The 19,875-nt window shown below is 62.1% G+C and carries 18 protein-coding genes and 1 pseudogene; 6 read left to right on the top strand and 13 right to left on the bottom strand.

Going from position 1 to position 19,875, the window contains the following annotated elements:
- The first annotated feature begins 126 nt into the window (after nt 1-126).
- Together AC07ZE_RS19440 and AC07ZE_RS19435 are read left to right on the top strand one after the other, a co-directional pair.
- Nucleotides 127-1,452, top strand: a complete 1,326-nt coding sequence (locus AC07ZE_RS19440) for an MFS transporter (RefSeq protein WP_207266248.1) — start codon at nt 127-129, stop codon at nt 1,450-1,452.
- An 80-nt stretch (nt 1,453-1,532) separates the two neighbouring features.
- A complete protein-coding gene (locus tag AC07ZE_RS19435; RefSeq protein WP_207266247.1) occupies nt 1,533-2,924 on the top strand; it encodes an FAD-dependent oxidoreductase in 1,392 nt (463 codons plus the stop codon).
- Nucleotides 2,925-2,927: 3 nt separating this feature from the next.
- Here AC07ZE_RS19435 and AC07ZE_RS19430 read toward each other — a convergent pair whose 3' ends face one another.
- The gene (locus AC07ZE_RS19430) at nt 2,928-4,358 is read right to left on the bottom strand and encodes a type VI secretion system Vgr family protein (protein WP_207266246.1); all 1,431 of its coding nucleotides are present in this window, start codon (nt 4,356-4,358) and stop codon (nt 2,928-2,930) included.
- A 231-nt stretch (nt 4,359-4,589) separates the two neighbouring features.
- Here AC07ZE_RS19430 and AC07ZE_RS19425 point away from each other — a divergent pair, with 231 nt between their 5' ends.
- Entirely contained in the window at nt 4,590-5,294 is a 705-nt protein-coding gene (locus AC07ZE_RS19425; protein WP_137806677.1) for a YebC/PmpR family DNA-binding transcriptional regulator, read from the top strand.
- 120 nt (nt 5,295-5,414) lie between these two features.
- Here the strand turns inward: AC07ZE_RS19425 and AC07ZE_RS19420 are convergent, their stop codons facing one another.
- From AC07ZE_RS19420 to AC07ZE_RS19380, 9 genes are all read right to left on the bottom strand, one after another.
- Nucleotides 5,415-6,719: a protein kinase gene (locus tag AC07ZE_RS19420; protein ID WP_207266245.1), complete on the bottom strand. Its 1,305-nt coding sequence runs from the start codon at nt 6,717-6,719 to the stop codon at nt 5,415-5,417.
- Between the two features lie 145 nt (nt 6,720-6,864).
- Complete coding sequence (gene zapE / locus AC07ZE_RS19415) at nt 6,865-7,992, bottom strand: cell division protein ZapE (protein WP_207266244.1); 1,128 nt, start codon at nt 7,990-7,992, stop codon at nt 6,865-6,867.
- Between the two features lie 376 nt (nt 7,993-8,368).
- The gene (locus AC07ZE_RS19410) at nt 8,369-9,415 is read right to left on the bottom strand and encodes an ABC transporter substrate-binding protein (protein ID WP_207266243.1); all 1,047 of its coding nucleotides are present in this window, start codon (nt 9,413-9,415) and stop codon (nt 8,369-8,371) included.
- 18 nt (nt 9,416-9,433) lie between these two features.
- Nucleotides 9,434-10,549 carry an NAD(P)/FAD-dependent oxidoreductase gene (locus AC07ZE_RS19405; RefSeq protein WP_207266242.1) on the bottom strand — a complete coding sequence of 372 codons (1,116 nt, stop codon included), beginning with the start codon at nt 10,547-10,549 and terminating at the stop codon, nt 9,434-9,436.
- Nucleotides 10,546-11,901: an FAD/NAD(P)-dependent oxidoreductase gene (locus AC07ZE_RS19400; protein WP_207266241.1), complete on the bottom strand. Its 1,356-nt coding sequence runs from the start codon at nt 11,899-11,901 to the stop codon at nt 10,546-10,548. The genes AC07ZE_RS19405 and AC07ZE_RS19400 overlap by 4 nt, the downstream gene beginning before the upstream one ends.
- 133 nt (nt 11,902-12,034) lie before the next feature.
- Entirely contained in the window at nt 12,035-12,325 is a 291-nt protein-coding gene (locus tag AC07ZE_RS19395) for a (2Fe-2S)-binding protein (RefSeq protein WP_095192769.1), read from the bottom strand.
- A gap of 7 nt (nt 12,326-12,332) precedes the next feature.
- Complete coding sequence (locus tag AC07ZE_RS19390; RefSeq protein WP_207266240.1) at nt 12,333-13,127, bottom strand: ABC transporter permease; 795 nt, start codon at nt 13,125-13,127, stop codon at nt 12,333-12,335.
- A gap of 6 nt (nt 13,128-13,133) precedes the next feature.
- A complete protein-coding gene (locus AC07ZE_RS19385; RefSeq protein WP_207266239.1) occupies nt 13,134-14,003 on the bottom strand; it encodes an ABC transporter permease in 870 nt (289 codons plus the stop codon).
- A complete protein-coding gene (locus AC07ZE_RS19380) occupies nt 14,000-15,025 on the bottom strand; it encodes an ABC transporter ATP-binding protein (RefSeq protein WP_207266238.1) in 1,026 nt (341 codons plus the stop codon). The genes AC07ZE_RS19385 and AC07ZE_RS19380 overlap by 4 nt, the downstream gene beginning before the upstream one ends.
- Nucleotides 15,026-15,271: 246 nt before the next feature.
- On the opposite strand from AC07ZE_RS19380, the gene AC07ZE_RS19375 reads away from it, so the two are divergent.
- Nucleotides 15,272-16,108: an IclR family transcriptional regulator gene (locus AC07ZE_RS19375; RefSeq protein WP_207266237.1), complete on the top strand. Its 837-nt coding sequence runs from the start codon at nt 15,272-15,274 to the stop codon at nt 16,106-16,108.
- A gap of 136 nt (nt 16,109-16,244) precedes the next feature.
- Here the strand turns inward: AC07ZE_RS19375 and AC07ZE_RS19370 are convergent, their stop codons facing one another.
- A complete protein-coding gene (locus tag AC07ZE_RS19370; RefSeq protein WP_207266236.1) occupies nt 16,245-16,997 on the bottom strand; it encodes an anti-sigma factor family protein in 753 nt (250 codons plus the stop codon).
- Nucleotides 16,994-17,500: a sigma-70 family RNA polymerase sigma factor gene (locus tag AC07ZE_RS19365; RefSeq protein WP_207266235.1), complete on the bottom strand. Its 507-nt coding sequence runs from the start codon at nt 17,498-17,500 to the stop codon at nt 16,994-16,996. Before AC07ZE_RS19365 ends, AC07ZE_RS19370 begins: the two co-directional genes overlap by 4 nt.
- Before the next feature lie 159 nt (nt 17,501-17,659).
- On the opposite strand from AC07ZE_RS19365, the gene AC07ZE_RS19360 reads away from it, so the two are divergent.
- Entirely contained in the window at nt 17,660-18,736 is a 1,077-nt protein-coding gene (locus AC07ZE_RS19360; protein WP_207266234.1) for a catalase family peroxidase, read from the top strand.
- A complete protein-coding gene (locus AC07ZE_RS19355) occupies nt 18,733-19,278 on the top strand; it encodes a cytochrome b (RefSeq protein WP_207266233.1) in 546 nt (181 codons plus the stop codon). Before AC07ZE_RS19360 ends, AC07ZE_RS19355 begins: the two co-directional genes overlap by 4 nt.
- Here the strand turns inward: AC07ZE_RS19355 and AC07ZE_RS19350 are convergent.
- Nucleotides 19,269-19,651, bottom strand: a pseudogene (locus AC07ZE_RS19350) (MFS transporter); the annotation flags it as partial. The gene AC07ZE_RS19355 and the pseudogene AC07ZE_RS19350 overlap by 10 nt on opposite strands.
- Nucleotides 19,652-19,875 lie beyond the last annotated feature (224 nt).

Here is a 19,875-nt window from a genome sequence, read left to right as displayed (position 1 = left end):
ACAACAGGACTCATCTGACCGGAATCGTCCACAGGGACAAGGCGATTTCGCAGTGCTCAACAATAAAAACACAGGCGTTTTCTTCCAATTCTGCCGGCACACTCACACCCTGAGGTCAGAACCACAATGAACAAGCACATCGGCTCCATCAAGCGTTGGCGCGTGCAGATTTTCGCGATCACCTGGCTCGCCTACGCCGCTTTCTATTTCACCCGCAAAGCGTTTTCCGTGGCCAAGCTCGGGATCGGCGAAGACCCGACATTCACCCTCGACAAAATGGCCATGGCCAACCTCGATGCCATTTACCTCACTGCTTACGCCATAGGCCAGTTCACCTGGGGCATTCTGGCTGACCGTTTCGGCCCGCGGGTGGTGGTGCTCGGCGGGTTGCTGATTTCTGCGGCCGCCGCACTGGTGATGGGCAGTTTCGCCACCTTGCCGATCTTCGCCACCTGCATGCTGATCCAGGGGCTGGCGCAATCCACGGGATGGTCGGGGTTGTGCAAGAACCTTGGCAGTTTCTTTCCAGCCCAGCAGCGCGGTCAGGTACTGGGTTTGTGGAGTTCCTGCTACGCCTTTGGCGGTCTGGTGGCGTCGCCGTTTGCCGGATGGTGGGCGTACACGCTGATCGGTTCGTGGCACGCGGCGTTCATTTCCAGTGCGGCGGTGGTCGGGTTTGTCGCGGTGCTGTTTTTCATTTTCCAACGTAACAAACCCGAAGACGTGGGCTTGCCGGCTGTGGAACCGGAACCCGAGTTGACCGCTGAAGAAGTGCACACCCAAAGCAAAATCAGCGTCCTGGAGCCGTTCAAGGAAATCCTGCGCAACCGCACCGTGCTGGTACTGGGTCTGGCGTATTTCATGCTGAAACCGGCGCGCTACGCGATTTTACTCTGGGGCCCGGTGATCGTTTTCGAACAGATGCCGCAAGTGGGAAAGGTAGGCGCAGCGATCATTCCCACCGCGTTCGAATTGGCCGGGTTGCTGGGGCCGATCCTGATCGGCCTGGCCTCGGACAAACTGTTCGGTGCCCGCCGCATGCCGGCCTGCGTGATCAGCCTGTTGGCGCTGACAGTGTCACTGGCGTTGTTCATGGGGGCGCTGAATACCGGCAGCGTGTTGCTGGTGGTGGCGCTGCTCTTTGTCATGGGCCTGACGCTCTACGGACCGGATTCGATGATCAGCGGCGCGGCCGCCATCGATTTCGGCACCGCCAAGGCCGGCGCCACGGCAGCGGGTTTCGTCAACGGCTGCGGTTCGATCGGGGCGATTCTCGGCGGGCTGTTGCCGGGCTACTTCGACACCGTGACCGTCTTCATTGTCTTCGCCGGCTGCGCGATGTTCTCCGCGCTGGTGCTGATACCGCACTGGAACAGCCGCCCCGGTGGCCTGAAAACCAACTATCCGTTCGTGCCTAACCGGCCGATGAACGTAAAACCCCTGCGCACCTGAACCCCGCCCCTGAACCCAGCCCCTCGCGGCCTGCTGCGTGCGGGGCTGTTGTGTGGGCATCTGAACCGGAGATCGATCCCATGAGACCCTTTTGGCTGGACCAGGCCCTGAAGGCTGAAACGTGCGAAACCTGTCCGCCACTGCAAGGCGATGTTCGTGCCGACGTGTGCATTGTCGGCGGCGGCTTCACCGGGTTGTGGACCGCGATCATGCTCAAGGAGCAGAACCCGGAACTGGATGTGCGGCTGATCGAAGCGGACATCTGCGGCGCCGGTGCCAGCGGGCGCAACGGTGGTTGTGCGTTGTCGTGGTCGGCCAAATACTTCACCCTTGAGCGGCTATTCGGCGTCGAAGAAGCCGTGCGACTGGTCAAGGAGTCAGAGCGCAGCATCCACGCTATCGGTGTCTTCTGCGAGCAGTACGCGGTGGATGCCGATTATCGTCTCGACGGCACCCTCTATACCGCAACCAACCGCGCCCAGGTGGGCTCGACCGACGCCGTGATTGCGGCGCTGGAACGCAATGGCATCAATTCGTTCAGCCAACGGCCGTTGGCCGATGTGCAGCGCATGGCCGGTTCCAGCAAGCACCTGGAAGGCTGGTTTTCCCCGGCGGCCGCCAGCGTACAACCGGGTAAATTGGTGCGCGGTTTGCGTCGAGTGGCCCTGCAACTGGGGGTGAAAATTCATGAGAACACCGCCATGACCGGGCTCGAAGAAGGTAAGCCGGTGGGGATACAAACCGCGAACGGCATCATTCGCGCGGACCGGGTGGTGCTGGCGATGAATGCCTGGATGGCCCGGGCATTTCCCCAGTTCGAGCGCAGCGTGGCGATCGTTTCCAGCGACATGCTGATCACCGAGCCCCGGCCTGACCTGCTCAATGAAATCGGTTTGACCAGTGGTGTAACGGTGCTCGATTCGCGGATCTTCGTGCACTACTACCACAACACGCCTGACGGCCGGATCATGCTCGGCAAGGGCGGTAACACCTTCGCCTATGGCGGGCGCATATTGCCCGTGTTCGATCAGCCGTCGCCCTATGCCGGCCTGTTGCAAAGCAGCCTGGCGGATTTCTTTCCGGCCTTCGCCGACGTCCAGGTCGAGGCGACCTGGAACGGCCCGTCGGATCGTTCGGTCACGGGGCTGCCGTTCTTCGGACAAATGAGTGCCAGTGGCAATGTGTTCTACGGCTTTGGCTACTCCGGCAGTGGGGTAGGGCCGTGCCATATGGGCGGACAGATTCTCGCTTCGATGGTCCAGGGCCTCGACAATCCGTGGACCCGTTCGCCACTGGTGAACGGGCCGCTGGGTTTTTTCCCGCCGGAGCCGATTCGTTACCTCGGTTCGTTGATGGTCCGCAACGCCATCCGCCGCAAGGAGCGCGCCGAGGATCACGGGCGCCGGCCACGCCACCTGGACGTGCGCCTGGCGAAGTTCGCCGCGGCGGCCGGCAAGGCTGACAAGGGCTGACTGTCAAGGCTCGGAGTTTGTCGGGTCGATCAGCCAGTCGAGCAGCAAGCGCGATTCGCCCTGCAGCACCCGGGAGCGGACAGGCCGAGGTGCAGGGCGTTGTTCCAGGCTTGCGCAAAACACCGGCCGGTCGGCGTCGCCGTCGAGGAAACTGACCAGCCCGTCACTGCCGGCCAATGGCAGGTTGGACGGATCAAAACTGTTATCTGCCGTGGCCAGCGCTATCGGTACCCAAAGATCGCCGGGTTCCTCGGGATCAACGTCAGACGCGGGCCACAGACTGACCTGTACTCGGCCTCGTTCATCCAGCGTTGCCGGTTGCCCGGCAGGGCCGCATACCCGGGCGGGCTGATAACCGGGGATCCCAGGTCTGGTCTGTTCGAGTGCCGGGCGGAATACCGTCGCCCAGGGGATGGCGGTGAACTGATTGCGGTAGCGCGGCGGCGTGTCGGGCGTATCCGGCGCCAGAATCGAGCGCTGTTGCCCCTGATGCCGGGCTTGGGTCACCAACCATTGATCGTTGAAGCCTGAAAGCGGATGTTCCGCCACTTGGACGATGCAGGCGCTGCGTAGTTCGGGGTGGTTGCTTTGGCCATGAATCTGCGCCTGCCGGCAACGCAGGCGTTCCAGATGCCGGCGGGCAAGCTGATCGCGATGGCGCTGTTCGATGGCGGGGCGGGGCAACGGTGGCATTGCCGGGGCAAAGGGGTGATTGGCCGCGCTGTCGTCGCATCCCGTTGCGCCACGGGTTTTGGCGTCCAGTCGTGGGGACGGGGACTGCGCGTCATGACGCTGGAACAGTTCGCTAAGGGTCGGTGGGCTGCTTGCCGCGGGCGTATCGCTGCTGAATGTCATTAGCAACGGCTCCTGCGGGAAACTCAGGCTGTCTTCGGCGAAAACCAGCACATGACCGTCGTGATGATGTTCAAAGTGATAGTGAATGCCTTCTTCCTCGCACAGCCGTTGCAGCAGCGTCAGGTCGGTTTCCTCGTACTGTATGCAAAACGGCCGCAACGGATAGTGCCCGGTCGCCAGTTCAAAGCGATAGCTGCTGTCGGGCAGGTCATGTTCCTCCAGTAGCTGGCGCAGGATCATGGGCACGCTGAGGTGTTTAAAGACTCGCCGGGACCGGTACTTGTCCAACGCTTGCAACGCTGGCACCAGCACCAGTTTGTAGCGGATCCGGTGCGGCCCTTGATGTTCACGGCTGACGCTGTGCAACACGCCATGAAAACCCGGACCCTGGCCCGGATTCAGGAGCGCCGGTTGTTGCAGCAAGCGTTCGAGGGGCAGGGCCGGTGCCGGGCCGAGTACTTCGATGTCGAATCGATAGGGCTGGTTAAGGGCCTCAAGACCGCTGAACTGCACCACCTGCAAACTCAGGTTGTCGTCGAGAAGGGTCAGGGTGAAGGGACTTTCCTTGTCGTTGTGCATCGAATGCTTCTGCCATGGAGTTCGGGTGCAGAGGGTACGAAACCACAGCGTTGTATAGTCATCGCAAACCGAAGTTTCAGAATCGCCCTACAACGGTCGGTGAAGATGTCGATCCCGGGAACCGGTGGGCTCGTCATGATTTTTTGGTCGATTGCCAACTTTAGGCCGTATAAACTTGGCGCCATGCGTCGGCCAATAGATGTCTCGGCGCCATAGACAAGAGAGTGAGTAATGGGCGCACAGTGGAAGGTTAAACACAAAGAAGCGGCAGCCAACGCCAAGGGCAAGATCTTCGGCAAACTGGTGAAGGAAATCACCATTGCTGCGCGCAATGGCGCTGATGTCGCCACCAACGCACACCTGCGCCTGGTGGTTGAACAGGCCAAGAAAGCTTCGATGCCCCGCGAAACCCTGGAGCGCGCGATCAAGAAGGGCTCCGGCCAGCTTGGCGAAACCGTGCAATACCATCGCGTGACCTATGAAGGCTTTGCGCCACATCAGGTGCCGCTGATCGTCGAATGCGTAACCGACAACATCAACCGCACCGTTGCTGAAATCCGCGTCGCGTTCCGCAAGGGCCAGTTGGGCGCTTCCGGTTCGGTGGCCTGGGATTTCAATCATGTCGGCATGATCGAAGCTTCCCCGGACACCCCCGATGCCGACCCGGAAATGGCGGCCATCGAAGCCGGGGCCCAGGATTTCGAAGCCGGTGAAGAGGGTGCGACCCTGTTCCTGACCGATCCTGCTGACCTTGATGCGGTACAGAAAGCCCTGCCAGAGCAAGGTTTCACCGTATTGTCGGCCAAGCTGGGCTACCAGCCCAAGAACCCGGTCAGCGGCCTGAGCGACGAGCAGATGGCTGAAGTCGAAGCCTTCCTCGAAGGCCTCGATAACCATGATGACGTGCAGGACATGTTTGTCGGGTTGGCGGGTTAATCTGTTGCTTCAGTGACACCGTCTTCGCGAGCAGGTTCGCTCCCACAATGGTTCCGTGTTGGACACAAAATGTGTGACCGGCATGGATCTACTGTGGGAGCGAGCCGGCTCGCGAAGCAGTCACTGACTATCAAGTCGTTGCAAAATTTCGCTGAACCCCGGCCGCGCCAGCACATTCGGCTGACAGCAACGCTGCCGCAGATCCTCAAGCGCCAGTCGCTGTTCATCGCTCAGCCCCGCATCGATCCGCTCCAGCAATTCCCCCAGCAGAACCCCGAACGCCCTCACTTCGATCCGTTGCAGTGCGCGGCTTTCAAGGTTGTCCGCCGTGTCATGGAAAGACGCTGCACCAAAGTCGCCCAGCAGACATTCGCCATCCTCGTTCCACAGAATATTGTGACCATAGAGGTCGCCGTGGGTAATGCCCTGGTGGTGCAAGTGGCCGGCTACCGAAGCGATGCCACGGGCGATACGCAGGGCGACATCGGCAGTGAAGCGGGTATCGTCGGCGTAAACGTCGCGACTGCAGGATGCGAGGCTAGGCAGGCCGGCGAGGTTGCGGTAGCTCGGCTCGATCAACTGCATGACCAGCCCGGCTGTTTGCTGCGGGTGGTCGACGATCCGGCCTTCAACGCGGATCAGGTTGGGATGTGTGCCAGCGGTGATGCAGGCGTTCATTTCATGCAAAGGCGAGCCATCGCTGGTCATTTCGCCTTTGTAGAGTTTGACGGCAACCTGCGTGTCCGATTGTCCTGGTCGCGTCCATGTCGCCCGATGAATCACTCCGGAAGCGCCTTCGCCCAGTGTTTGCTCCAAGTGCAGCGCCGACCAGGGAATGCTCGCGGTAGCTTCAAGAGCGGCTTCGGTTTCCAACGGGTTACCGGCGTAGGCCAGCCAGGTCAGACTCGGCAGGCATAGCAACCATTCGGGCAACGCGGTCAGGCGGTTGGCAGCGATACGGATCAGCTCGAGCCGATGGCAGTTACGCAAACTGTCGGGCAAGCGCTCCAGACGGTTGCCCGCCAGCATGAGTTTTTGCAGGTAGGGGCGTTCACCCAGTTCGATCGGCAGCTCACTGACACGGTTGTCGGTCAGGATCAGCCAGCGCAGCAACGGCGGCAGCGCATCCCCTGGTACGCGTTCGATGCGGTTGGCCTTGAAGCCGACCATGGTCAGCGCCGCGCATTGACCCACACAGGCAGGCAGTTCGGTGAACTGGTTGTCGGAGCAAAACAGCACGCGCAGTCGAGTCAGGCGGTGCAAGTCATCCGGCAGGCTGCTCAGGGCGTTGCCGCTGAGGTTGAGCACTTCCAGGGAGTCCGCCAGGTCGAAGATTTCCCTGGGGAACGCTGTCAGGCCGCAACTCAGGTCCAGGCGAGTGATGCCTGCCAGCGTGCCGGCGCGCAGTTGTGCAAGGGTGTGCATGAACGGGGTTCGCTATCGGTCGAATGAATGGGCGGCATGATAGCGGGAAAACTTCGGTGTCTGTCAGGCCTCCTTCGCGAGCAGGCTCGCGACCACAGGTGAGTGAGCCTGTTGGCGAAGGTGTCCTCGTCTACACCCTCAAAACCTAAGTTTCCCTGACCTCAACCAACTGCCCCAACCGACTGCGTGTACGCGCCAGGTCGATGGCATCGCCGTCCAGGCTTTCACGCAACGAGCGCTGGCCGAGCAATATCAGATGCTTGTCCTGATCGTACAAAACGTCCACCAGATTGATGAAGCGCTGCTGGGCGGCAATCGAACAGTCGGCCAGGTTGGGCAGTTGCTCGATGATCCAGTGGTCGAAGCGCCGGCACAGCTCCAGATAATCCATGACCGCGGTGGGATGGTCGCACAGATCGCCGAACGTGAAGCCAATGGTGCGTCCTTCGCAGTATCGGGCAGGCAGATGGCGGGAGCCGACCGGCAGGGCAATGGCCGGTGCATCGGCGGGTGGCAGGTTCGAAGCCTGACGTTGTGCCAGCGTGGCGGGCCAGACATACCGCCCCTGGGTAAACTGTTGTTGCGCGTGGGTTCGGGCCTGGCTGCGATAGTCGTGCGGCCCACCGACTTCCATCACCTGCATGCGGGCGTTGATCAGCTCGATCACCGGCTTGAAGCGCGCATGGTACAGCGGGTTGGGTAGCAGGCCTTCCGGTGGGTAGTTGGAGGTGACCAGCAGCAGCGTGCCGCGACGAAACAAGGCCTTGAACAACCGCGTGATCAGCATCGCATCGCCGATGTCGTGGACGTGGAATTCGTCGAAGCACAGCACCCGGCAATCGCGCAGTAACTCATCAAGCGTGGTTGCCAGTGCATCCGGCTGATCGCGATGACGAAACATCCCTTGATGCAATCGGGCAAAAAATTCGTGGAAGTGCAGGCGCTGTTTTTCCGCAAGGGGGACAGCCTGGAAAAAACCGTCGAGCAGCCAGCTCTTGCCGCGGCCTACTGCGCCGTGCAGATAAAGCCCCGGCAGGGTTTTCGTCCCGGCACCCAGCAGTGCCGTGGTGTGCTGCGCCATGCACTCGATCACGCGTTGCTGGCTATGGCTGAGGGTGTAGCCCTGGGAGTGGGCCTTGTGGTGAAAGTAGTCGTGGATGACACGACCGCTCGCGACACCCTTGGCAGGTGCAGTCGAGGTCTTGCCTAAGAGGCGGCGCAGCGAGGACCAGTGTGGTGTAAGTCGCGAACGGATGGGCGGTCGAACGGCCACTGTGATGTCACCCCGTTTTGTTCAGGCAGGCTGCTTGAGCCGCGGCGGCATAGTGTAACCAGAGGGGGTAATTTGCTTCCAGTTGTGTCGATGGATTGAAGGCTTTATTAGACACAATACTGAGGTCTGTACAGCTTATTTCGCGCTGCTATAGGTGTATTTACAGGTAACGGCCATACCAAGTCCGGGCAGTGCGAGCCGAGCCAGCGCAGGAGCGCTATAGATCTTCGCGTCGTCATTCAAAACCTGACAGTGCCTGGCGAAAATCAAGAGTGGGAGCGAGCCTGTTCGCGAAGGCGGTCTGACCTCCGGCATCGAAGTCGACTGACACGGTCCATTCGCGAGCAGGCTCGCTCCCACAGGGGGTATCAGTGGTCTACCGCTCGATACTGCGATTCCATCGCGCATTCCACGCCGGGCGCTGTTCGTTGACCTGGTCCCAATCCACCGCAATCGCCGTTTGCAGATACTGCTTCATCGCCTCGACCTGCCCGCGAGTGCGATCGGTGGTCGGCGTATTCGGGTTGGACGGGATCTGGTCGCCATCTTCAAGCGCAGCCGCTTGCGCTTCAGGCGTCAGCAGGAACGCCGCGAGTTTTTGCGCCAGTTCCGGCTGCGTGTTGTTGGCGATGGCGCATTCGGCGACGTTGAGCACCACGGCGCCTTCTTTCGGTTGGGCGTATTCCACCGGCATACCCTTGAGCTTCAGCGCGGTGACCTGGGTCGGGGTCAGCGGAAACAGTGCCGCTTCGTCGGTCTGAAGCATTTCGGAGATCTTCGCCGAGCTTGGAATGTATTCAAGCACGTTACGCCCGACGGTGTTCGGCCAGGCCTTGAACCCCGGTTCCACATCGGTTTCGTTGCCGCCCTGAATCCGGTTGAACATCAGGAACCCATGCAGGCCGAAGGTGGAAGACGCCATCGACTGGAACACCAGTTTGTCCTTGAAACGCGGGTCGGCCATGTCCATCCATGAGGTTGGCGCGCTCCAGCCCTTCTCCTTGAACAGGCGGGTATTGTAGGCCAGGCCGGTGACGCCGAGGCTGACGGCCACCGCCTCATCCTTGATCCGTCCCTTGGCCGGGATCTGCGCCAGGGGCGGGCTGTCCTGGAGTTTGTCGCACAGGCCCATGGCAATGGCGCGGTACATGATGCCGTCGTCAAGGAACATCACGTGCATCTGTGGGTTGCCCTTGCTGGCCTGGACCTTGGCCAAAATGTCGGCGGAGGTGCCGGGCACGATCACCACTTTGACGTTGTTGGCCTTTTCGAATGCCGGCAGCACCTTGTCGGCGTACAGCCGTTCCATGGTCCCGCCGTTCATGCCCAGGTAAAGCGTCGGCTCGGCGTGGGCCTGGGTGATGGTGAGCAGGGCGCTCATGCAGGACAAACCGAGCAGTGCGTTGCGTTTGAGGTTTTTCATTGGCGCGACCTTCCTCTATCAAGCTACGGAGATGGAGTGAAACCGGGTGATGGAAAACGCATCCAGCGACGTCTTTGACGCGCCGCTACAGATGATCTCGGTGAGCGCCTGGCCCACCGCCGGGCCGATCTGAAAACCGGCGCCGGCAAAGCCGAACGCATGCAACAGACCAGGCTGGGTACGGCTGTGGCCGATCACCGGTTGGCGATCGGGCAGATAACCTTCGGTGCCGCTCCAGGTGCGTATCGCCTGGGCGCCTTCCAGAAACGGGTAGAGCTCGACCGCCTGACGCAGGATTTCCAGCACGGCGCCTTGACCGGGCCGGGCACGGGCGTCGTCGAGGGCAAAACCCTGGCCGCCGCCCAGCACGCAATTGCCGCGTGCGACCTGGCGTGCATAGATGCCGCCGCCTTCGACGCCGGTGCTGGCATCCATCACCAGCGGCAACGGCTCGGTGACCAGCATCGCCGGGTGTCCGGAGTGCATCGGCACCGGCTCACCGAATTGCGCGGCCAGGCTGCCGGCCCAGGCTCCGGCGCAGTTCAACAGCCAGGGCGCGTGCAACTCCAGGCCTGTCTGGGTGCGCACGCGAAAACGCTGACCGTCGTGTTCCACGGCCGTGACCGCGCATTGCTCATGCACCTGCACACCATGGCGCCGCGCCGCCCGGGCGAAGGCCGGGGACACCAGACGCGGGTTGGCATGACCATCATCCGGGCAATACGAAGCGCCCACGGCCACCTCACCGACCCATGGGAAACGCCGACGCAGTTCGGCACGATCGAGCACCTGCAAATCGAGACCGAAGCCCAGGCTGCTGGTGGCGTAGTCTTGCAAGGCTCGCAAATCGTCGGGACTGCGGGCGAGTTTCAGGTGGCCGCTGCGTTGGTACTCACCGTCGATACCGATCAACTGCGGCAGTTGCGCCCAGATGGCGTGGGAGCGCTGCGACAGTGGCAGTTGCGACAGCGGACGCCCCTGGCGACGCACGCCACCGTAGTTCACGCCACTGGAATGCGAACCGCAAAAATCCCTTTCCAGCAGCACCACGCGGCGGCCAGCCTTGCCGAGGAACAGCGCCGCCGAAGCACCGACGATGCCACCGCCGATGATCACTGCATCGACTTCGATCATGCTTCAATCTCCAGGCCAAAGGGCAGCGGTTTGATGGGGGCCTGGGCCCGCAGCCGGCCGATCTCGGACACGGCGCGCTGGCTTTGGCAGGCAATGATTTCCGCGGCGGCCGCGCCACACATCCGCCCCTGACAGCGGCCCATGCCGACCCGGCAATGGGCCTTGACCCGATTGATTTCCCAATGGCCCTCGCGCACGACCTCACGAATGTCGCCGGCGCGGATTTCTTCGCAACGGCAGACCATGACGTCATCGGCGATGCCGGCCGCCCAGTCTTCGGGGAAGACAAAAGCGCGTTCCAGACCCCGACGAAAATCGCCGATGCGTTCCAGGGCTTGTTCCAGGTGAGCGGCGCGTTGCGGCGCGATCAGGTAACCGATGTCTTCGAGCACCGCCAACGCGACGCGCTCGCCGGCCATTTCCGCGGCGTCGGCGCCCATGATTCCGGCGCCGTCACCGGCCAGGTACACCTCGGCAACACTGCTGCGCCCGGCGGCGTTGCGTTGTGGCAGCCAGGCACGATTGAGGGGGTTCCAGGCGAATTCACAACCGAGCAGGTCGGCGAGTTGGGTTTCACTGCGCAGACCATGGGCAAAGGCGACGGCATCGCAGTCCAGTTCATGTTCGCCTTTTGAATCGGACCAGATCAGCGCTTGCGCACGTTGTTGGCCCTCGACCCGTTTCAAGGTCGCGCCCTGATGCACCGGTATGCCGTGGGCGGTCAGCCAGCCTCGGTAATAGATGCCTTTGGCCAACGTGGCCGGTTGCGCCAACAGGTCGGGCAGGGCGCGGGCCTGGGCGCTGAAGGGCGAGCTGTCGAGTACCGCGACCACCCTTGCCCCAGCCTTGGCGTATTGATAAGCGACCAGGTACAGCAACGGCCCGCTGCCGGCGAACACCACGCGCTCACCGATGGCGCAGCCCTGGAACTTCAAGGCGATCTGCGCCGCGCCGAGGCTGTAGACCCCGGGCAATGTCCAGCCCGGAACCGGCAGAATCCGGTCGGTGGCGCCGGTGGCGACAATCACCCGGGAAAATTCCAGCCGCCCGGCACAGCCCTCTTGCAAGGTATCGAGGGCGCCGTCCTCGGCGTTCCACACCAGGGTTTCGGGGCGGTAATCGAGCTGGTCGCGCAGCGTGTCGAGGGTTTGGTGCAGGGCGTTGGCCTTGCGCGCTTCGAAGCCATACAGCTTGACCGGCGACCGCTTGAAGTTGGCCGGCTGGCGCCGATAAATCTGCCCGCCACCGCGCGCGGCTTCGTCCAGCAGCACCGGGCGAATACCGTGGGTGACCAGGGTTTGTGCGGCACGAATACCCGCGGGGCCCGCGCCGATGATGACCACAGGCTTCATACCCGATCTCCTGTGGGAGCGAGCCTGCTCGCGAAGACGTTGGAACAATCAGCATCCATGGCGACTGAAAGAATGCATTCGCGAGCAGGCTCGCTCCCACAGGGGATTGGGCTTCTACAGATGGAATGGGTGTTCATATCACTCGCCCCGGTTCGCGGTTGATGTGCTGTCCGGCTTCAAGCAAGGTCGAGCAGGCACGCACCCGGCGACCATCACCCAACCGCACCCAACAGTCCTGGCAGGCGCCCATCAGGCAGAAACCGGCGCGGGGTTCGGCGCTGAAATCGCTGCCGCGCAGATGTTCGCTTAAGGTCAGTACCGCCGTCAGCACGGTGTCGCCGAGCAGGCCGCTGGCCGGTTGACCGTCGAGTGTGAAGTCCAGGGCCGGGCGGTCGCCTTCGGCCAGTCGTTTCAGCAGAGCCATGGCGCCCTCATTGTTTACCCACCAGAACCCGATCCAGGCCATAGACCCGATCGAGCAGAATCATGGTCAGCGCCGTCAGCGCAATGACCAGTGCCGACACCGCCGCCATCATCGGATCGATGGATTCGGTCGCGTAGACGTACATGCGCACCGGCAGGGTTTGGGTGGCCGGCGAGGTGACGAAGATCGACAGGGTGACTTCATCGAAACTGTTGATGAACGCCAGCAACCACCCACCCGCGACTCCCGGCAGAATCATCGGCAAGGTGATCTGGCGGAACAGCGTGAAGCGCCCGGCACCCAGGGATTGCGCGGCGTGTTCGGCGCTGCGGTCCAGACCGATGGCCGAGGCCAGCACCAACCGCAGTACATAGGGAGTGATCACCAGCACATGGGCGAAGATCAGCCAGGCGAAGCTGCCGTTGACCCCCATCAGCGCAAACAAACGCAGCAACGCCACCCCCAGCACCAGGTGCGGAATGATGATCGGTGACAGAAACAGCCCGTTGAGAAAGTCCCGGCCGGGAAACTCGAAGCGGGTGATCGCCAGCGCCGCCGGCACCGCAATCAGCGTCGCCAGCGAGGCCGCACTGAACGCCAGGATCAGGCTGTTGTAGAACGCATCGACAAAGTCGGCGCGTTCGAACACAGCCCGGAACCAGCGCAGGGAAAACTCCGTGGTCGGCAGGCTCAGGGTGTTCTCCGGGGTGAAGGCCACCAGGCATACCACCACCAGCGGTGCGAGCATGAACAACACCACCAGGGTATGAAACAGCAGGGCGAAAGGACCGTTCCTGGACATGACGAATTATCCCAATGACTTCTTGTAGCGGCCTTCGATCATGCGATTCCACGACAGCATGATCAGCAGGTTGATGAGCAGCAGGGCCACGGCGATCGCCGCACCCATGGGCCAGTTGAGTTCCGACAGGTACTGGTCGTAGATCAGCGTGGCGACCATCTTCAGGCGGCGTCCGCCGAGCAGGCCGGGAATGGCGAAGGAGCTGGCGGCAAGGCCGAACACGATCAAGGTACCGGACAAGATGCCGGGCATGACTTGGGGCAACACCACCTTGCGAATCACCGTGAAGTGGCTGGCGCCCAGTGACAGCGCGGCTTGTTCGGCGGCCGGGTCGAGTTTTTGCAGCGAGGTCCAGACCGGGATGATCATGAACGGCAGCATCACGTGTACCAGCGCAATCACCACGGCGAACGGCGTGTAGAGCAGCTTCATCGGCGAGCCGCCGAAGGCCTGCAGAGTCTGGTTGACCAGGCCGTCGGCACCGAGCAACAGGCTCCAGCCGAAGGCGCGCACCACCACGGAAATCAGCAGCGGGGTGAGGATCAGGATCAGGAATATCGAGCGCCACGGGGTGCCCATACGGCTGAGGATGTAGGCCTCCGGCACGCCGATCAGCACGCAGAGCAGAGTGGTCAGTGCGCTGATCCACAAGGTCCGCAGAAAGATCTCGTAGAAATACGGATCGCCCAACAGACTGCCGTAGTGCTCAACGGTGTACGCGTCACCGTTGATCCCCGAGCTGTAATCGAAAACGTTGAACGACAGCACCAGAGTCAGGACCAGCGGGATCACCAGCAGCCCGAGGTACAAGGCCAGGGCGGGGGCCGACAACCAGTAACCCTGGCGCCCCTGGCGGATGGCGGCGAGCGTACTCATGCCGTCACCTCATCGGCAGCCAGCACCCGTAACAGCGCCGCGTCCCAATCCAGACCCACCGCCGTGCCTTCATTCAGCGGTGCCGAGCCATCGTTGCGCCGCACCACACACAGCTCGCCCAGGGTCGTCGACACGCCGTACAGCCATTGACTGCCGAGAAAGAAACGGCTGCTGACCTTGCCTTGCAGGCGCCCGTGGCCTGCGTCGCGCAGATCGATTTTTTCCGGACGCAGGCTCAGAGTCAGCTCGCCATCGCCACGGCTGCACACCTGAACCACGCCTGCGGTATCGCGCTCGCCGGGCAGCAGATTGGCCTTGCCGACAAACCCGGAAATGAACTCGGTGCGCGGGTGCTCGTAGAGGGTGTAAGGCGCGTCGATCTGGGTGATGCGCCCGGCCTGCATCACCACCACGCGGTCGCTGATGGACAGTGCTTCGGACTGGTCGTGGGTGACCATCAGCGTGGTGATGCCGACTTCACGCTGGATGCGGCGGATTTCGAACTGCATCTCTTCGCGCAGGTTGGCGTCGAGGTTGGACAGCGGCTCATCGAGCAACAATACCGGCGGCTGGATCACCAGCGCCCGGGCCAGGGCAACACGCTGACGCTGGCCGCCGGAAAGCTCCCGTGGGTAACGCTCGGCGTGCTGGTGCAGGCGTACCAGTTTCAGCACTCGCTCGACTCGCTGCTGGAGCTCGGCATTCGGCACCTTGCGCATGCGCAGGCCGAAGGCGACGTTGTCCTTGACGGTCATGTGCGGGAACAGCGCATAGCTCTGGAACACCACGCCCAGGCCACGGCTGGCGGGTTTGGCGTGGGTGATGTCGCGGCCGTCGAGCACGATGCGCCCGCTGGTGACTTCGACGAAGCCGGCGATCATTTGCAGGGTGGTGGTTTTACCGCATCCGGAGGGGCCGAGCAGGGAAACGAATTCGCCTTTCTCCACCGAGAGGTCGGTGGCGACCACGGCGTCTATCTCACCGTAGCGTTTGCCGAGTTTTTCAAGTTGCACAAAAGCCATGACTGCGCCTCCACCTGGGATTGTTATGCGTCGCCCGAAGGCGCGCTTTTTTGTATGGGCAGATACGAAAGCGTGTTGCCGGGGTGCGTTGGCGCTCGACTTGGGTCGGCTGCCGTTGTTGTTCGAATCGCCCCTGTATGGACGCAGATTAGGACGAAGACTAGGATGGGCTCAATGGCCTATTTCACTGAATCGACCACTATTTTCAGTTTCATTCGGTGAGTAAATAAATTATCGAGAAAACACATGTCAGATTCCATTGATCGGAATGAAAACAAAAATGAAGTCGGCGTGGGCGCCGTCTCAAGGCTGTTTGCAGTGTTACGGGCGTTGGGCGATACCGTCGAGGGCGGCGAGCGCGTGACGCAACTGGCGCAGCACATCGGCTTGTCGCAACCAACCACCCACCGCTTGCTGCGCAGCCTGATGGACGAGGGCATGGTCGAACAGGATGCGCGCAGCAAACGCTATCGGCTGAGCCTGGATTTTTTCGCCCTGGCGGCCCGCGCAGGCAACAGCGGCAACCTGCGCGAACTGGTGCGCCCGGCGTTGCTGCGGCTTTCGGCGTCACTGGGTGATTCGCTGTTCCTCTTGGCGCGTAGCGGCTTCGATGCGATTTGCCTGGACCGCAGTGAAGGGCCGTTCCCGATCCGCACTTTCACCGGCGACATCGGTGGACGGGTGGCTTTGGGCGTGGGGCAAGGCAGCCTGGCGATTCTGGCGTTTCTGCCAGAGGAGGAGCGCGACACGGTGATTCACTACAACTTGCCGCGACTGAAGGATTTCCATCTGTACGACGAGGTATTCCTGCGTTCGGAGGTCGAGAACGTGCGCAAACTCGGCTACGCCGGACGCAACACCGGTGTGCTGCAGGGCATGGCCGGGGTGGCGGTGCCGATTCTCGATCGTGAGGGACGGGCGGTGGCGGCGTTGAGCGTGGCGACGGTAAGCGATCGCCTGGGGCCGGATCGCCTGCCGACGGTGGTGGACATGCTCAAGCGCGAAGCCGCGTTGATCGGGCCGAGGATCAATCCGTTTGATCCATTGTTGCGGCGGCCTTCGCAAGTGTTCGGACAGACCTGAAGTTTGCGCAGACCCCTGTGGGAGCGAGCCTGCTCGCGAAGACGGCGGCACATGCAGCAGAGATGGAGGCTGACAGACCGCCTTCGCGAGCAGGCTCGCTCCCACAGAAAAGCGCTTCCCACAGGGATGGGGTTGGTCAGAACCGAGTGGTCTGCCTGAGCATCCGCGCCGCCGGCGCATCCGCCGGGCTGACCATCGCATAGTTGTAGCCACCCCCGGACCAATACTCGGCCTGCAACCCGCCATCACTGCGACTGCCCCTGGGCAACAGGAAATTCTTCGGTCCCGGCGGTCGCACGTAGAAGCTTATTTTGTACCCGTGCTGATCCTCGTACACCACCATCGCCGCCGGCCCTTGCTCGGTGCTGAGCAAGCGCCCGCTCACCGGTTTGAACCCGGCACGGGTGAGGTCGGGCAAGCGATTGGCGTGGGTGAAATAACGATCGAGCCAACCCTGCATGTCGCCGTCATTCCCAGCCTTGTAGTCCGCCGGCAACAGCCCCTGCTCGGCTATCAGACGGTAAGCCTGCATGGCGTCGGCCATCGGTTGCGCTGTGCTGAGAAGGGTCATTTCCCGAGCCTTCCAGCCGCTGAACCCGCCGACGCTGACGGCGATCAGCAACACCGCGGCGCTGGCCAGGTGGCGTCGGGACTGGCGCTTCATGCGCTGGCGGATCTGCGCCGGATCGAGGTCCGGGTTGGCCGGTTGCTGCAAGGCGCCGCTCAAGGCCGCGCGCAGTTGCTGGGCGTCCTGCTGCCAGGCGCGTACTTGTGCACAAGTCTGCGGGTTGCTGGCGAGAAACGTCTCCACCCGATGTCGGTCGTCGTCGCTGAGCTGGTGGTCGACGTAAGCGTGCAGGTCGCGTTCGCTGGGGGGCATGCTGATCATTTGAGTCTCCGCAGGGCAGGGCGGGTGATTTCGCCATCGCTGAGTTGGCGCAGGGCCTGACGGGCCCGGGACAGGCGGGACATCACGGTGCCGGTGGGTACGTCGAGAATCTCGGCGACCTCTTTGTAACTCAGGCCTTCCACCGACACCCACAGCAACAGCGCGCGCTGTTCGGTGGGCAGTTGATCGAAGGCGTTGAGGGTCGATTGGGCGATCACGCTGCGCTCTACCGAAGGTTGCGCATCGTCGCGCCCGGTAAAGAATTCGAGCATTCGCGCATAGCGTCGGGAGCGTCGGTGGGCATCGAGAAACTGGCGATACAGGATCGCGAACAGCCAGGCGCGCAAGTCACCGTCGGCTCGTCTGTCGCCCCAGCTTGATAGCGCTCGCTCAAGGCTCGACTGCACCAGATCGTCGGCGCTGCTTGAGTTGCGCGTGAGCGAAACGGCAAAGCGACGCAATCCGGGAATGATTTCTCGCAGTTGTTCGTCGATATCGTTCATGAATTTCTGGCTAGTCACTACGCTTGTGGACTAGGAAGACGCCCGGCATTCGAGGTTATTCCACGCCCGAAAAAATAAATACCGGGCGATGGAATAAACCACCGTGGGGTTCGTCTGCTTGATTCTTCTCACTTGTGGCCGATGGCCCTGGAGTCTTTCATGGTAGATCGATCATCACCGCCACCCTTGAGTGCTGCGAGCCTGACGTTGCGTCTGGCCGGCATTGCCGTGGTCATCGCCGTCGTGGCCGGAGCGTTCGCCTACGTCAACGGCACCCTTGACCCACAGCGCCTGACCCCAAAAAAACTGGTCAACGTGCTGGAAACCAACAACGGTGTGCACCCAGGATTCCGGCGTAATCACGCCAAAGGCGTCTGTGTGGTCGGCCATTTCGAGAGCAGCGGCGAGGCGCGCAGTTATTCCACCGCACAGGTCTTCAACGAGGCGCGCACGCCAGTGGTCGGCCGATTGGCTTTGCCGCCAGGCAATCCCTATGCACCGGATAGCGCCATTCCGATCCGCAGCATGGCGCTGCGCTTCACCCAGGCCAACGGCCAACAGTGGCGGACCGGGATGAACAGCATGCCGGTGTTTCCCGTTGGCACACCCGAGGCGTTCTATCAGTTGCAGCAGGCTCAGTCGCCGCTGCCCTCGACCGGCAAACCGGACCCGGCAGCGGTGCCGGCATTTTTCGGTTCACACCCGGAAGCCGGGCCATTCCTGGCCTGGGTTAAAACCGCGAAACCCTCGGCCAGTTACGTGACGGAAACCTATAACAGCGTCAACGCGTTTTACCTGGTCAACGCCGCCGGGCAAAAGCAGGCCGTGCGCTGGAACATGGTGCCGCAGGCGGTGGATGCGCCGGGGGCGACCGCGCCAGAGGGTAGTGATTTTCTCGAGAAAGACCTGGTGCAACGCATCGCCGCCGGCCCGTTGCGTTGGCAGCTGATGATCACCCTGGCCAATCCCGGCGATCCGGTCAACGACGCCAGCAAGGCCTGGCCTGAAGGGCGCAAGGTACTGAACGCCGGCACTCTGGTGCTGGAAAGCGTGCAGCCGCAACTCAGCGGAGAGTGCCGCGACATCAACTATGACCCGCTGGTGTTGCCGGCCGGTATCGAGGGTTCCGACGATCCGTTGCTCGCCGCGCGCTCAGCCGCCTACGCCGCTTCCTACCTGCGTCGCACCAGCGAAGTCAGCCAATTGCCCGCCGCCAAACAGGAGGCCCAGCAATGAGCACTCAACCCAATCATTTCGCTCCCTTGGCGCGCCTGCTGCACTGGCTGATGGCGCTGATGATCATCGCCATGCTGTTTATCGGCGCGGGGATGGTCGCCTCGGTCTCCGAACGCCATGAGTGGCTGATCGACCTGCACAAGCCCTTGGGGGTGGCGATTCTGTTGCTGGTGATCGTGCGGCTGGTCGTGCGTTTCTCTACCCGACAACCGCCGTTGCCCGCCGACCTGCCAGGGTGGCAAGCGCTCGCGGCCAAGGCCTCCCATGTGTTGCTGTACGCCTTGATGCTGATTCTGCCGTTGCTGGGTTGGGCGATGATTTCGGCGTCGGGCGAGCCGGTGATGCTCAGCAGTTCGTTGCAATTGCCCTCGATCGTGCCGGCCAATGCCCAGGTGTTCGCGTTCCTGCGCAAAGCCCATGGGTACCTGGCGTATTTGCTGTTTTTGACGGTGCTGCTGCATTTGGCGGCGGCGTTGTTTCATGGCTGGATACGCCGCGATGGTGTGCTCGACAGCATGTTGCGGGGTAAGGATCACAGCTGATCTGCCCCACCGAGTTCTATTGTGGCGAGGGGATAAATCCCCTCGCCACAGGGTTCGTGTGTTTTCCTGGGCAGAGTTCGCCACCAATAGATCAAAGCCACGGCGTTGATTCCTGCTCCCAGCAGACAAACGCCGACCCACCCCAGGCGTACATCGCGGCCGAACCGATGGAACCCAGGGCGCTGCCAATCGAATAAAAGACCCTGTAACCGGCGGTGAGGCGGCTTTGCGCTTCGGGGCGCACGGCGTAGATCATGCGCTGGCTGGTGACGTGCACGGCCTGTAACCCCAGATCCAGGGTAATCACGCCGAGCAATAGCGCCCACAGTGACGATTGGGTCAGGCCGATGGGTAGCCGACCGCCGAGCCTCAGGCGATGGAAAACAGAAGCACACTGCCGGGGTTCAAGGGGGAGGGGGACTTCTTGCCGCGCTCCTGATCTGGTTTCAAATTTAAACCAGATATACGCAAGGATTCTGCCTGTGATCTTTTGATCTTTAAGGGCCGACTGCTCACTGTGGCTCTGTGCACCTGTCAACTTTGACAGTATCGCTCCCCAAAAAAAGCACGTTCAATGCTCACAGACTGCAGTGGCCC

This window comes from Pseudomonas sp. GW101-3H06 (assembly GCF_059424605.1).
Note: the sequence above shows the minus strand (reverse complement) of the source record. Positions and strands in the feature narration are given on the sequence as shown.